This window comes from Pseudoalteromonas sp. SK18 (genome assembly GCF_001974855.1).
Taxonomy (GTDB): domain Bacteria; phylum Pseudomonadota; class Gammaproteobacteria; order Enterobacterales; family Alteromonadaceae; genus Pseudoalteromonas.
Genome location: NZ_MTQB01000020.1, coordinates 1 through 13,784 on the forward strand (window position 1 = coordinate 1; position 13,784 = coordinate 13,784).

Sequence of the window (13,784 nt, forward strand, 5' to 3'; positions counted from 1 at the left end):
GTGGATGACAAATATACGGCAAGACAAGAGGTTAGCCTGCCTATTCTTAGCAAGCTAAAAATATGGCTTGAGCAGGATCAGCCAAATTTAGTGGGGAACAGCAAACTGATAGAGGCAGCTAATTACCTGGCAAATCAATGGCACAAGCTCATACGCTATGTTGATGATGGCCGACTTAGCATCGATAATAATAGAGCAGAACGCGCGGTAAAACCGTTTGTGATAGGCCGAAAGAATTGGTTATTTAGCCAAACGGCTAACGGTGCCCATGCTAGTGCCACCCTTTACAGCATTGTGGAAACCGCCAAGATAAATGGTCTAATCCCATTTAATTACATCTGTGCTTGCCTTGATGAACTGTGCCAGCCTGAGCCCGATATCGACAGCTTGTTACCCTGGAATTTTAAAACATAGGTGTAGTTCGCTAGACGCTCACGTTTTAATGGCATGGACTTCCTTTTTCATTTCCATCATCTTTTTGTGCATTTCTCCCATGTTCTCATGTGGTATTGCCATGCCTTGATGCATATCAGCTTTGTTCGCACCTTCATGCTTATGCTCATTGTTTTGGGCAAATGAGCTAGTGGTTATAAGTAGTGAACTAATAAATAAAATTGATTTAGTTAACGTTTTCATGATTTTTACCTTCTACACTTTTATTAAAATTTGGGATCCAACTTGGTGTCGATTCCATATACCTGTGGTACTCCGAACCAAACTCAGCAATCGCTTGTGCTTCTTCGCGTTTCGCTAGCTTGACGTAAACAACGACTAAGATCGGAAACATCGCAAGTGTTGGGATTGTCGGCCACTGCAATAAAAAGCCGAACATGATTAGAATGAAAGCTACATACTGTGGGTGGCGACACCTTGCATACCATCCAGTTGTAGCCAATTGATGATGTTTTTGCGCGTGATGCAATACATTCCATGCTGAAGACAACATAAAGAAACCTGCAACAATTAACACCATACTCACTATATGAAATGGGTCCCAATGGGCATCACCTTGAAATCCAAAGAAAGTATGTAATAAATGCCCATTTTCATGCGCAAAGAAATTTACTTCTGGATAGGTCTCCGTCAGCCACCCCGACAGAAAATAGATAGTTAAAGGAAAGCCATACATTTCAGTAAATAGGGCAACAATAAAGGCAGAGAACGCGCTTAGACTTCTCCAATCAGTTGATGTTTTTGGTTTGACAAAACTAAAGGCAAAAAAGATAAAAATTGCTGAGTTCAGTATCACCATTGACCATAAGCCATAATCATATGTTTCATTCATCACTGCTTTCCTTTTTATGTGATTCCTTACGTGCCTTTTCTAACCCTTGTATGTAGCCATCGTGATAGGCTGCATTTTTATCCGTGAGTTCTTGAAAGCTCTCTTCCTTTTTTTCATCAGGCGCATGTGAATGATCGTGACCATGTTTACCATGACTGCCATGCATAAATACGTGCATCAAGGGGCATAGCAATAAAATCAAGTAGGGAAGAAATTGCAGCATATGTTGACCATGCTCAAGCACTAAGAAGTAGGTCACTGCGGCAATAAGTGCCAGTGCAGCCCAGCCTGTAGGTGTTGACCAAAAATTAGGGTGTTGATTTTTCATATTGCCCTCCTAAACGACTTTTAAGACACCGCGATACATTTGCATCTGACAGTGAAACTCATGCTCTCCCGGTGATAAGTTCAATAGGGTAATTTGAGTAATTTCATTTAATTTAAGCTGTTCGCTTATATCCAATGAAGGAATAAGCATTGTTTCAGCGCAGGGGGATTGATCTTTGCGCATAAACTTCAGAGTGACAGGTTGGCTAGCAGACACCTGAATTGAGGATGGGGAATACACACCATCCCTCACTTCAATGAGTACTTCATTACCTTGAACGATTGTTTTATTGGGTTTATATAGCCAAAACCACCAAACAATCAGCGCGATTAACATTAAGCCTAATAAGTTAATAACCATCATTGTGATTCTCCTTAATGCTCTTTTGCTTTAAAAAAGCGAAGTCGATTTGCATTTGACACTACAGTCAATGACGAAAACGCCATTGCAGCACCTGCAATTACAGGGCTAAGCAGAATGCCAAAGAAGGGATATAGAACCCCCGCAGCAAAAGGAATCCCGGCTACGTTATAGACAAACGCGCCAAACAAGTTTTGTTTGATATTTCGTAAAGTAGCTTTGCTTACCGCTATGGCATCAGCAAGGCCATGAAGTGAACCACGCATTAGGGTAATGTCAGCACTTTCGATAGCTACATCAGTCCCTGTGCCTATGGCGAAGCCAACATCGGCTAACGCTAGCGCAGGAGCATCGTTGATGCCATCTCCTGTCATACCAACAATTTCGCCGCCTTCTTGTAGCTCTTTCACCTTGTTGGCTTTATCTTCTGGCAGCACTTCAGCAAGAAACTCACTAATACCCACTTTTTTAGCTACGGCGGCAGCGGTTTCCTTGTTATCACCCGTTAACATGATGACGCGTATACCATTAGCCTGAAGCCGTTTGATAGCAGAGATTGAGTCTGACTTGATAGGATCTGCAACAGCAATGATTGCTGCAAGTTCACCATCTACAGCAAAGTACATAGGTGTTTTGGCTTCTTTGGCTAAAGACTGTGCTTGTTCAACAAAGCCTGTGAGGTCTATGCCTTTTAACTTCATTAGTTTATCGTTTCCGAAAAGCAGGGCTTTGTTGTTGCAGCTTGCTTCTACACCAAAACCCGTAATGGCGTTAAAGGCTTCAATTTTTAGTAACTCAATATCCTGATCTAACGCACTTTCAACAATCGCTTGCGCTAAAGGATGCTCTGAGCCGCTTTCTAAACTTGCTGCAAGCTGTAGTACGTCTTTTTCGTCAGTAGCTTTTGCTAAAATAATATCGGTTACCTTAGGTGCCCCTTCAGTAATAGTGCCCGTTTTATCTAAAATCATGGCAGTGATTTTAGAGGCGGTTTGCAGTGCCTCACCGTTGCGAATAAGCACTCCGGCTTCTGCTGCTTTTCCTACTCCCACCATGACAGACATGGGTGTTGCCAAGCCTAAAGCACACGGGCAGGCAATAATAAGCACAGTAGTTGCTGAAACGATGGCAAAAGCAATGGCTGGCTCAGGTCCAAAGTTAAGCCATGCTAGCGCACTTAACACAGAGGTGATCATCACGACAGGTACGAAAAAAGCTGAAATAACATCGGCCAAACGGCCAATCGGCGGTTTCGAATTTTGTGCTCGTTTCACCATATTGATGATCTGTGCAAGCGCCGTGTCTTTACCAACGCGTGTGGCTCTAAATAAAATCATGCCTGATTTGTTCAAAGTACCTGCGACAACCTCATCTTCTTCAGCTTTTTCAGCAGGCATAGGTTCGCCTGTCAGCATGGACTCATCAATAGAGGTGTGTCCTTCCAATACCACGCCATCGACGGGAATTTTTTCACCCGGTTTTACCTTCACAATATCGTTAAATAAAACCTGCTCAATACCTATCTGAACTTCTTTGTTGTCACGAACCACGGTTGCTGTTTTGGCTTGCAAGCCGATAAGACGTTTAATGGCCTCAGAGGTTTTACCTCTGGCTTTGATTTCTAATGCTAAACCTAAATCAATTAAGCCAATGATCATGGCGGTAGCTTCAAAATAAACATGCCGTGCCATCAATGGAACAGCGTCAGGTGCAAACACGACAACCATCGAATACAACCAAGCTGTACCTGTTCCTAAAGCAATTAGGGTGTCCATATTAGCGGAGTGGTTTTTAAAGCTTTTCCAAGCGCCAACATAAAAATGCTTACCTGAAAAATACATAACACCAAAAGTTAAAATGCCTACAACCAGCCAAGACATGCGCTCAAGGTTTGTTTCAACCGTCATTTCTCCAACCACAATGCTGTAGATCATCAAAGGAACGCCGAGTGAAAGGGCAATAAACGTATCGCGCATTAGCTTTTTGTAATATGCAAAATCCGCCGCCTCTTTCTCATCAAGCGCATCTGTTGCTGAGCTATCATCAATTGGCTTCGCGTTATACCCCGCTGACTCAACAGCTTTGATCAACTCTTTTGTTTTAGCTGTCCCATAAACTGTTACTGTCCTATCAGCAAAATTCATTTCCGCACTGACGACTCCAAGAGTTGCCTTCAACGCCCCTTCAATTTTGCCTACACAGCTAGCACACCCAGCACCTTCAATGATAAGCTGTTGGTTATGTGATACTTTCTCCAACGTATTCTCCTTACTTTTACACGAAGAGGATTGAGCTTTTGCCTGACAGCAACAGCCTGATTCAGTTTTTATATTTGTGTTAGTAGCCACCCTTTTTCCTCCTATGCTTTTTTAATTTGCTCAAAGTTTTCGATGAGATGACAAACCATGTTTGCAGTCGGTGCTTTGTCTTCCATTTCTTCCCATCGAGAAAGCGCAGAAGACATTTTTCCTCGAAGTGCCAACATTGCTTGAAACTGCTTTTCTGTTTCTTCAAGCCGCTCTTTGATCAGGCTTCTGACTAATGGGCACGCACTTTTACCATCTTCAGATTCATTAATAATTTCCTTGATATCTGCAACGGAAAAACCAAGGTTTCTAGCACTTAAAATGAATTTAAGTCTCGATACTTCTTTATTCGAGTATGACTTGTAGCCGTTCACTGACTTAGCAGGTTTTAACAATCCTAATCTGGTGTAATAGCGCACCGTATCAGCAGTCGTTCCAAGGCTTTTTGCCAGCTCCGCAACTTTCATATTCACTCCTCAGTTTTTTAGCTAAGTTTGTACTCTCATCTTCAGCTTAGACCTGTGTCTAAGACACAGGTCAAGTACTAATTCTAGTGAATAAGCTAAAAACTAATTTTTTGGTAAAAGAGAAATCTCGGTCAAAATCGACAGCATTAAGTACTGTAAATAGCAATAGTTTGAGCATGTTCATCATGCCTCCAAAAAATATTGTGCTAATTGTTCAAAACGGTTGGTAATTTAAACCAATCAGTAAATCGTTTTATTTTTGATGGGACTGGCGAAAAAAAGGCGCACTGATCCCGTGATTAGCCAATAATTGGTGGACGATAAAGTAAGAGATGGATACCAGATTTTGGTAGGGGTATACGCTGTAGAATTAGCTCAGAATGAATATTGCAAATACCTTCGTCTTGCGCTTCCACAAGATAGGCATTTAAATGAAAGCTTGTACAAAAACCGCCTTCACAACAAACACAATCACCAGCTTTACATTTTTCACAGTCTTCATCACCATGAAGGTGTTTAGAGTCTTGCGAATTTTCAGTGTGATAGTGACTATTGTCAATCATTGATTGATGATGCATATTTTTGCTTGGTTGTATAATATGCGTGTCGGATGAGCCATTATGATGCTCTTCACAATTCATTGGTTTAGCAATAGCAAAACTATGCTGCGTAAGCAACACAGTTATTATCACTATTTTAAACCACCTGAAAAGTCCAAACATTATCATTCCTTCTTTAGCACCTACAATATTAGCCACTTTATAAAAATAATTTTATGATCTTGATCAACCTTTGAACTAAAACCTAAACTTTTTACTTTTTACTTTTTACTTTTTACTTTTTACTTTTTACTTTTTTAAACAGCTTAAACTTCACAAGTATAAAGGGGTGTCTAATTTATACTCATGAGATTGAAGCCAAGCATGAGCACCATTAAAAGAAATAAAAACCCTACGCTCATAACTAGGTATTGAGTAAGGGATCATTTTTCCAATTGTTCAGCTTTAAGCGCAGTACTTTGCAACAATCGGTTCTATCCCGGGCACACCCAATTCCCGTTCATCAAAAGTGATAAAATGGCCTATTGTACGTCTTTCAATGGCGATGTTTTTTGCCTTGACTCTTTAACCTTAACCATTCGCCAACTTTACTTCTTAGCTGATATTCCGGTATACACCAGACTGGCACCGACTGAAAATAAGAAGTAGCTTACTATTACTGCTCTTAGTTCTTTCCAAAAAAACTATTAGCTAGGCCTTTCCTAACATAACTAAAATGGTTTAAATCCCAAAAAACGAAAGCTACCATCAATATAGTTGCGGTAGCTCTCATCAAGTCAATATAGTATTTCTTCACATCAGAGCCAGAACTTGATACCTGCAACAAAAGCAGTATCACGAGTACTTTGCCCATTTAACTTCGCAAAGTCGGCTGTATTACCAAATTTATTTGTCCACTCAACGCCAACATAGGGAGCAAACTGGCGGGTAAACTCATAACGAACCCGAAAACCAATAGTACTGCTCGATAAACCACTACCAAGGTTATTTTGGACGTCGTCCTTACCGTAAAGCGTTAACTCTGCACGTGGTTGAACAATTAACTTTTGTGTGAGTAATAGCTCATATTCCGCTCTAAGCGATAGTGCTGTATTGCCTTTTTCGCCCAAGTAGCCAGTCATGTCGAGATCAAACCAATATGGAGCAAGCCCCCTAAGGCCAAAAGCTAGCCACTGTCGGTTTTCACCGTCTTTATTGTAATCAAACCGAATCCCTGCTTGTGTATCCCAATATGTTGAAACAGCATGGCCCCATAAAATATCTGTTTGGTTCTCCTCTAGATTTCCTTTGCTAAAATCACCCTCGGTTTTTATGACTAACCTGTCAAAAGTAGTGCCATACCATGCCTGAAAGTCAAAAACACCTGCGTTTGTTTGCTCATTATATTCAAGACGATCCCCTAGTAGCGCGTAAAATGAATGCTCATCTGCCAAAGTCAGTCGTTTGTCGCTACTGAGTGCATAAGGACCTTCAGTCAAAGTTGTACCTGCTGCATAAGCATGGGGGTCTCTAGCATCTTTAGGTGCATCTCCACCTTGTGCTTGCATTTTAGAATCACCCATCTCAGTCATCTCATCTTTTGCAGATACAGATACACTTATAAGGGGCAAACCTATTAATAATAGTCTTAACGTATTGGTTAGTATTAATTTTTTCATGATACAACTACCTCTCTAAACATACCTGCATCCATGTGGAATAATAAATGGCAATGCCATGCCCAGCGACCTACGTCATGAGGTGTTGTTAAAAAACTAATTCTTTGCGCTGGTTGTACAGGGATAGTATGGCGACGAACCTGTACATCACCTTTTTCATTCTCCAAATCGCTCCACATACCATGCAGGTGCATGGGATGTGTCATCATTGTATCGTTTTGTAAAATAACTCTTAAACGTTGATTATGCTTCATGTGAACTGGCGTGCTTTTTCCAAATTCCAAGCCATCAAATGACCAGCTATAACGCTCCATGTTTCCAGTTAAATGTAATTCAATTTCAGCCTCTGGCTCTTGCTGGTTTGTAATTCCCTCAAGAGAATGTAAATCTGCAAGTGTTAAAACACGGCGTCCATTTTTACGTAAACCTATACCGGGATCATCAAGGTTTGTTCTAGGCATATCAACACGCATATCAACAGAAGCTCCATACTCTGTTTTTGCATGACGCACTTTAGTGCTAGCAACAGCTAATGGGTTTTTAGTCATTCCATGTTTACTATGATCCATTGCCATCGCTCCATGACCCATTGCACTATGATCCATTTTATTAGAATTCATGCCCGACATGTCTGCCATACCTGCCATCGCGGAATGCTCACCACCTTGGGCCATATTCCCCATCATATCTGTCATCGTTAACCATTCAACGGGATCTAGAGCAGGTACTGGTGCATCAATATTAGGTGCCATTGATAAAGTACCTTTAGCATAACCTGAGCGATCCATGCTTTGTGCAAAAATCGTATATGCATCATTTTTTGGCTCGACAAGTACATCATAAGTTTCACCGGGACCAAATCTAAATTCATCTACTGTCACAGGTTCAACATTTTGTCCATCAGCTTGTACAACTGTTAACTTCAGCTCAGGTATTCTTACATCAAAAAACGTATTGCTAGAACCGTTAATAAATCTAAGCCTAACCTTTTCGCCAGCTTTAAACATTCCACGCCAGTTTGTCAAAGGCGCACAACCATTCATTAAAAAAGTCATTGCAGATGCTGATAAGTCTGCAAGATCTGTAGGGTTCATTCTCATTTTATTCCACATTTCCCGGCGTTGTAGCGCATTTGAAACGCTGCTATTTGAAATGTCATCAAAAAACTCTGGAACAGTAGGTTGATTAAAGTTAAATACATCGCTTTGTACTTTTAACTTGCGGAACAAATCCATTGGGTCATCATCAGTCCAATCAGACAATTGGATAACATGCTCATTGTCAGCACTAATAATATCCTTTTCTCTTGGCTCAATAATTAATGCGCCGTACATACCTGTCATTTCTTGAAAGCCACTGTGTGAGTGATACCAATATGTGCCGCTTTGTTGCAGCTTAAATTTATAAACAAAGGTTTCACCCGGCATTATACCTTTAAAGCTAATACCCGGTACGCCATCCATTTGATACGGAAGAATGATCCCATGCCAATGAATTGAACTCGGCACTGATAATTTATTAGTTACCCTGATAGTAACGTCATCACCTTCTCTGAGGCGCAAGGTAGGAGCTGGTATTGAGCCATTGATTGTTGTAGCCATTCTTACAACACCTGTGAAGTTTACGGGTGACTCATCTATCACCAGATCTATTATTTCTCCACTTAGTTCGGGCACAGTACCTGTTATTGTTCCAGCCACTAAAGATGAAGCAGCATGAAGAATGCTTGGAAAAGCAGCTAATATACCGCCAGCAGCTAAACCTTGTACAAAGCGTCTACGCGGTGTAGAAATTTGATGTAATGGATCTTTAATTCTCATTTTACTCTCCGAGGTTTGACCAATAAATTAGTGTGACCAATGAATGTGCGTAATTTTCCATTCACCGTTTTGCTTTTCGAGAACCATTGTTTCCATCCCTTGATAATCACGTTCTTCACCATTGTAAGTACCTTTAGTTTGACTACGCGAGGCAGAGATAGCTGTATTTCCAAGTATCGTCACTTGATGTTCAAGTGTGTCGCTCTTCATCGCTGCTAAATACTTCATATCCGACAACATATGATGATGAGCATATTCATCAGCGCTCCTTTCAACGCGGCCTCCCTCGAAAATGGTGACATCATCCGCTAACTGCGCTCTAGCCTGTTTTTGATTGCCAGTTTCAAGTGCTTGATGAAATGCCAAAACAACTTTTGCGGCTGGTGTATCTACACCTTTAAACAATCCTTTGTCTTTATTCTTATCACCATGAGCGTTTGCTGCGAAACTAAACGTCATTAATAAAACGAGTAGGATATTTATTGTTTTCATTTTCTTTTTCTCTTTTAGGTTTTAATTTGCAGGACCAACAACACTAGTAAGCCCAGCAGTTACAGATAAAATGGCAAAAGCTACTACCATTTCTATCGAGATAGATTTAGATAAAGCCTCTCTGCCTTGACTATTTTTAAGTTGTGGAACGAGTATTAGTTTATGTTTAGCAGCAAGTGCCAAAATAGACACTACAAGGGCCAATTTAAACAACAGTGTTTGTCCGTAACTTGAGCTTATTAGTGCATCAAGACTTCCGACCAATTGAATCACGAGCCAGAGGCCTGCTACCAACAATAGGCTCAATGTAAAACTTGCTTGTTTGCCAAAGCTTTCCATCAGCAAATGAAGTTCTGCATAACTTAGCTGATGGCAAGCCTGTTTTAGTGGCAATAACGCCCCAAACCACCATGCCATAACGAGCACATGCAAAATAAGCAAGCCTTTTTCAATTGTGCCTAACTCAGAAATATGACCCAGTAACGTGAATGAGTATGCAAGGATTAATAAACTCAACATTAAAGCGCTTTGTTTTAAGTACGAGTTCACAGCGAGTTTGAACCTTAAAGCTAAAGCGATTATTGCGGTAACTAGCCCAAGCGCTCGAAGCAAAGCTCCAGTGCCGACAGAGGAGTCCCACATAATAGCCAATATATCAGCGTCTATCGCCCCCTGAATTCCCTCTTCTGCCATTGCACCAGTACTGGCAAAGAACCAAGTAATATTAGCGATCAAAGCCATAACTATATAAGTTCTTGTCCACGTTAAATTCGCTATTACAGTATTAGTATGAGATTCATTATTCTCAAATATTTGCCTGAAAAATGTATAACCTGCAATACAGGCAAAGCCGACGTAAAATACAATTTTTGACAGTACAATGACTGTATTCCAGATATACATTTCCATATCAATCACACCGCCTATTTTAGTGAACCATAAAGCCGAAGCTATGTTTCATTTTATGACCATCGTTACCTAAGAAGGTTACATCCACAGTATAGTTTGCAGGAGCTAATTTAGGTAGTTTCCATGTAAATTTGCTAGTAGCGACTTTAGAAGGCTCGAATCCAAATTTAAATTCTTCGCCTTGTTTATTGGCCAATGAAACTTTTACAACACGTACCTCTTTGGTGAACACCAAAGTTAACTCTTCTGGAGGATTCATTAGCATTGCATTATCAGCAGGCACACTTTTTTCAAGATGCACATGCGCAAATACCGCACTACTAAAAACGACACTGATTACGGTTAAAAATTTAATTAGTTTTTTCATATTTACCTCTATTTTAGTTTATTGAAATTGCTATTTATGGTTTCTTAACTTCGCTAAGCATTACTTTTTAGCTCCGCCTTAGAAAGCTCCTTGTTAAAGGCGTTTAATTCTGGCTTTTTAACGATTGAGTAAATTACTGGGAGCACAATAAGAGTGAGTAGCACAGCACTTGTCATTCCGCCTACCATAGGTGCAGCAATACGACTCATAATCTCCGAACCTGTTCCTGTACCATATAAAATGGGCATCAAGCCGATAATGATTGTTGCAACTGTCATCATTACTGGACGAACTCGTAAGCCTGCACCGTGCAATAATGCATCTTGATATGCATCATCAGAGATAGGTTCAGCTCGCTCTTCAGCTTTTTCCTTAAGCTCAGCAAGTGCCTGATTGAGATAGACCAACATTATCACACCAATCTCAACCGCTACCCCAGCTAGAGCAATAAAGCCCACGCCAACAGCCACAGAGAAGTTAAACCCTTCCAGATACATCAACCATAAGCCACCAATCATCGCCATCGGCAAGGTAACGATAATGATAGCCACCTCACTAAACGCTCTGAAGTTTAAGTAAAGTAGAATAACAATAATGGCGAGTGTTAAAGGCAATACATAGGTGAGCTTTTCTTTCGCTCTTTCCATATATTCGTATTGCCCAGCCCAAGTAATTGAATAACCTGCTGGTAGTTTTAGATTATTAGCCAAGTGTATTTTTGCACTTTCAACATAAGTACCTACGTCAACACCGTCTATATCGATAAACGTCCAGCCATTTAAACGAGCATTTTCACTCTTAATCCCCGGCGGACCGTTCTCAACTCGAATATCTGCGACATCACCTAGTGCAATGCGTTGACCACTTGGTGTTACAACAGGTAATCGTGATAGCTGCTCAGGAGAGTCTCGATAGTCTTGCGGATAGCGTAAGTTAACAGGGTAACGCTCTTGACCTTCTACCGTTTGGGTAACGTTCATACCACCAATAGCTGTAGAAACCACTTGTTGAACATCTTCGATGTTTAACCCAAAGCGACTTGCCTTATCGCGTGAAATATCAACCTTGATATATCGTCCACCTGCAACTCGCTCTGAGTAAACTGATGCTGTGCCTGTAACTTCGGGTAAAATTTGCTCTATTTGTTGGCCGATTTCCTGAATCACATCAAGCTCTGGTCCGGCGACTTTAATACCCACAGGCGTTTTTATGCCTGTTGCTAACATGTCGATTCGGGTCTTGATTGGCATAACCCAAGCATTCGTTAAGCCCGGAAACTTAACCAATTTATCAAACTCAGCTTTTAACGATTCAGTAGTCACACCCTCTCGCCACTGCTCTTGTGGCTTCAATTGAATAAAGGTTTCAATCATGGTTAAAGGTGCAGGATCGGTTGCAGTTTCAGCTCTTCCTACTTTACCAAATACAGTTTCAACTTCTGGCACAGTGCGAATAAGCTTGTCTGTTTGCTGCAATAACTCCCTTGCTTTACCAATTGAAATACCGGGATAGGTAGTAGGCATATACATGAGATCGCCTTCATCCAATGGCGGAATGAATTCACTACCAATTTTATCGACAGGCCAAAAGCCAACGATAGTCACTAATATTGCTGCTACTATTGTCGATTTTGGAAACTTCATGACTTGCTTTAAAACAGGCATGTAGATAGCAATCAATAATCGGTTTAACGGGTTTTTCTTTTCAGAAACAACTTTGCCTCGAATAAAGTAGCCCATCAAAACAGGCACCAATGTGATCGCCAAACCTGCTGATGCCGCCATTGCATAGGTTTTTGTATAGGCGAGCGGAGAGAACATTCTTCCTTCTTGCGCTTCCAAGATAAATACAGGTAAGAATGAGACTGTAATGATCAGTAAGCTAAAAAATAGTGCAGGGCCTACTTCACTCGCAGCCTTAGCAACAATTTGCCAGCGATTTTCATCTGTTAGTGGTGTTTTCTCCATATGCTTGTGCATATTTTCAATCATCACTATTGCACCATCAGTCATCGCACCAATCGCAATAGCGATACCGCCTAAAGACATAATGTTGGCATTGATGCCTTGCATATACATGATAATGAACGACACCAAGATACCTAATGGCAGAGTAATAACTGCCACAATAGATGAGCGAAGATGAAATAGGAAAGCCACACAGACAATAGCCACGACTGCAAGCTCCTCTAGCAACTTGCTCCAAAGGTTATCAACAGCACGATCTATTAACTTCGATCTGTCATAGACAGGGACAACCTCCACCCCCTCTGGTAAAGAAGATTTGAGCGACTCAAGCTTTTCTTTTACCCCATTTATGGTTTGTTGAGCATTTTCACCAAAGCGCATAACGACAACACCACCAACAACTTCGCCTTCGCCATTAAGTTCTGCGATACCACGGCGCATTTGAGGACCAAGGTTAACGTTGGCAACATCTCCAATACGCAACGGCGTGCCTTGTTCGTTAATACCAAGTGGAATTTTCTCTATATCACTAACTGATTGAATATACCCCGTTGCGGTAACCATATATTCAGCTTCAGCCATTTCCACAACGGATGCGCCAGTTTCTTTGTTCCCTTTTTGTAAGGCTATTTGTATTAAACTTAGAGGAATATCGTAAGCTCTCAATTTGTCAGGATCTACTTGCACCTGATATTGCTTAACCATACCGCCAACGGCGGAAACCTCAGACACGCCCGGAACAGTTTGTAGTTCATACTTTAAAAACCAGTCTTGAATACTTCTTAATTGGCTTAGATCATGGTTTCCTGACTTATCTGTTAAAGCGTAGATGTATACCCAACCCACTCCTGTCGCATCAGGTCCTAATTGTGGTTTTGCCGAATCAGGCAGGCTTGATGCTACTTGGCTTAAGTATTCAAGTACTCTGCTTCTAGCCCAATACAAATCAGTATCATCATCAAAAATGATATAGACGTAGGAATCACCAAAAAATGAGTAACCACGAACAGTTTGCGCCCCCGGCACTGATAACATCGCTGTAGTAAGGGGAAACGTCACTTGATCTTGCACTACTTGTGGTGCCTGTCCCGGATAGCTCGTCTTAATTATCACCTGCACATCAGAAAGATCGGGGAGTGCATCTACTGGTGTTTTTTGTAATGAATACAAACCACCAAACGCGATAATTAAGGTAATCAACAAAACAAAGAAACGATTGCCGATAGACCATCTAATAATTGATTCAATCATTATTTTTCTCCCAC

General features: G+C 41.0%; 14 protein-coding genes. 1 reads left to right on the forward strand and 13 read right to left on the reverse strand.

Annotated elements, in window-relative coordinates; genetic code table 11:
• Nucleotides 1–414: transposase (locus BW139_RS13800; protein ID WP_139336339.1), on the forward strand; the 414-nt coding region annotated here is incomplete at its 5' end.
• A gap of 18 nt (nt 415–432) precedes the next feature.
• Here the strand turns inward: BW139_RS13800 and BW139_RS13805 are convergent.
• The 13 genes from BW139_RS13805 to BW139_RS13870 form a co-directional block, all read right to left on the reverse strand.
• The gene (locus BW139_RS13805; protein WP_254844976.1) at nt 433–636 is read right to left on the reverse strand and encodes a hypothetical protein; all 204 of its coding nucleotides are present in this window, start codon (nt 634–636) and stop codon (nt 433–435) included.
• Nucleotides 620–1,285, reverse strand: coding sequence for an isoprenylcysteine carboxylmethyltransferase family protein (locus tag BW139_RS13810; RefSeq protein ID WP_008467861.1), 666 nt, complete (start codon nt 1,283–1,285; stop codon nt 620–622). Before BW139_RS13810 ends, BW139_RS13805 begins: the two co-directional genes overlap by 17 nt.
• On the reverse strand, nt 1,278–1,613 hold the full coding sequence (locus tag BW139_RS13815) for a DUF2933 domain-containing protein (protein ID WP_016899208.1): 336 nt from the start codon (nt 1,611–1,613) through the stop codon (nt 1,278–1,280). Before BW139_RS13815 ends, BW139_RS13810 begins: the two co-directional genes overlap by 8 nt.
• Nucleotides 1,614–1,622: 9 nt before the next feature.
• Nucleotides 1,623–1,976 (reverse strand): cupredoxin domain-containing protein, encoded by a 354-nt coding sequence (locus BW139_RS13820; RefSeq protein ID WP_004589267.1) that lies wholly within the window; start codon nt 1,974–1,976, stop codon nt 1,623–1,625.
• Between the two features lie 11 nt (nt 1,977–1,987).
• On the reverse strand, nt 1,988–4,231 hold the full coding sequence (locus BW139_RS13825; RefSeq protein WP_076920054.1) for a heavy metal translocating P-type ATPase: 2,244 nt from the start codon (nt 4,229–4,231) through the stop codon (nt 1,988–1,990).
• 101 nt (nt 4,232–4,332) lie between these two features.
• The gene (locus tag BW139_RS13830; RefSeq protein ID WP_008467855.1) at nt 4,333–4,746 is read right to left on the reverse strand and encodes a MerR family transcriptional regulator; all 414 of its coding nucleotides are present in this window, start codon (nt 4,744–4,746) and stop codon (nt 4,333–4,335) included.
• Between the two features lie 299 nt (nt 4,747–5,045).
• Nucleotides 5,046–5,438 carry a hypothetical protein gene (locus BW139_RS13835; protein WP_254844977.1) on the reverse strand — a complete coding sequence of 131 codons (393 nt, stop codon included), beginning with the start codon at nt 5,436–5,438 and terminating at the stop codon, nt 5,046–5,048.
• A gap of 665 nt (nt 5,439–6,103) precedes the next feature.
• Nucleotides 6,104–6,964: a copper resistance protein B gene (locus BW139_RS13845; protein ID WP_016899204.1), complete on the reverse strand. Its 861-nt coding sequence runs from the start codon at nt 6,962–6,964 to the stop codon at nt 6,104–6,106.
• Nucleotides 6,961–8,784 carry a copper resistance system multicopper oxidase gene (locus BW139_RS13850; RefSeq protein WP_013465888.1) on the reverse strand — a complete coding sequence of 608 codons (1,824 nt, stop codon included), beginning with the start codon at nt 8,782–8,784 and terminating at the stop codon, nt 6,961–6,963. The genes BW139_RS13845 and BW139_RS13850 overlap by 4 nt, the downstream gene beginning before the upstream one ends.
• Before the next feature lie 27 nt (nt 8,785–8,811).
• The gene (locus tag BW139_RS13855) at nt 8,812–9,276 is read right to left on the reverse strand and encodes a DUF4440 domain-containing protein (protein WP_016899203.1); all 465 of its coding nucleotides are present in this window, start codon (nt 9,274–9,276) and stop codon (nt 8,812–8,814) included.
• Between the two features lie 21 nt (nt 9,277–9,297).
• Nucleotides 9,298–10,185, reverse strand: coding sequence for a copper resistance D family protein (locus tag BW139_RS13860; RefSeq protein WP_016899202.1), 888 nt, complete (start codon nt 10,183–10,185; stop codon nt 9,298–9,300).
• A 19-nt stretch (nt 10,186–10,204) separates the two neighbouring features.
• Nucleotides 10,205–10,552, reverse strand: coding sequence for a copper resistance CopC family protein (locus BW139_RS13865; RefSeq protein WP_008132134.1), 348 nt, complete (start codon nt 10,550–10,552; stop codon nt 10,205–10,207).
• Between the two features lie 53 nt (nt 10,553–10,605).
• Nucleotides 10,606–13,770: an efflux RND transporter permease subunit gene (locus BW139_RS13870; RefSeq protein ID WP_016899201.1), complete on the reverse strand. Its 3,165-nt coding sequence runs from the start codon at nt 13,768–13,770 to the stop codon at nt 10,606–10,608.
• Between the last annotated feature and the right edge of the window lie 14 nt (nt 13,771–13,784).

Excerpts from the sequence above, each read along its gene's own strand:
- BW139_RS13805 (WP_254844976.1), bottom strand. The coding sequence starts at position 636 with ATGAAAACGTTAACTAAATCAATTTTATTTATTAGTTCACTACTTATA.
- BW139_RS13850 (WP_013465888.1), bottom strand. The coding sequence starts at position 8,784 with ATGAGAATTAAAGATCCATTACATCAAATTTCTACACCGCGTAGACGC.
- BW139_RS13830 (WP_008467855.1), bottom strand. The coding sequence starts at position 4,746 with ATGAAAGTTGCGGAGCTGGCAAAAAGCCTTGGAACGACTGCTGATACG.
- BW139_RS13860 (WP_016899202.1), bottom strand. The coding sequence starts at position 10,185 with ATGGAAATGTATATCTGGAATACAGTCATTGTACTGTCAAAAATTGTA.
- BW139_RS13810 (WP_008467861.1), bottom strand. The coding sequence starts at position 1,285 with ATGAATGAAACATATGATTATGGCTTATGGTCAATGGTGATACTGAAC.
- BW139_RS13845 (WP_016899204.1), bottom strand. The coding sequence starts at position 6,964 with ATGAAAAAATTAATACTAACCAATACGTTAAGACTATTATTAATAGGT.
- BW139_RS13815 (WP_016899208.1), bottom strand. The coding sequence starts at position 1,613 with ATGAAAAATCAACACCCTAATTTTTGGTCAACACCTACAGGCTGGGCT.
- BW139_RS13865 (WP_008132134.1), bottom strand. The coding sequence starts at position 10,552 with ATGAAAAAACTAATTAAATTTTTAACCGTAATCAGTGTCGTTTTTAGT.
- BW139_RS13820 (WP_004589267.1), bottom strand. The coding sequence starts at position 1,976 with ATGATGGTTATTAACTTATTAGGCTTAATGTTAATCGCGCTGATTGTT.
- BW139_RS13870 (WP_016899201.1), bottom strand. The coding sequence starts at position 13,770 with ATGATTGAATCAATTATTAGATGGTCTATCGGCAATCGTTTCTTTGTT.
- BW139_RS13855 (WP_016899203.1), bottom strand. The coding sequence starts at position 9,276 with ATGAAAACAATAAATATCCTACTCGTTTTATTAATGACGTTTAGTTTC.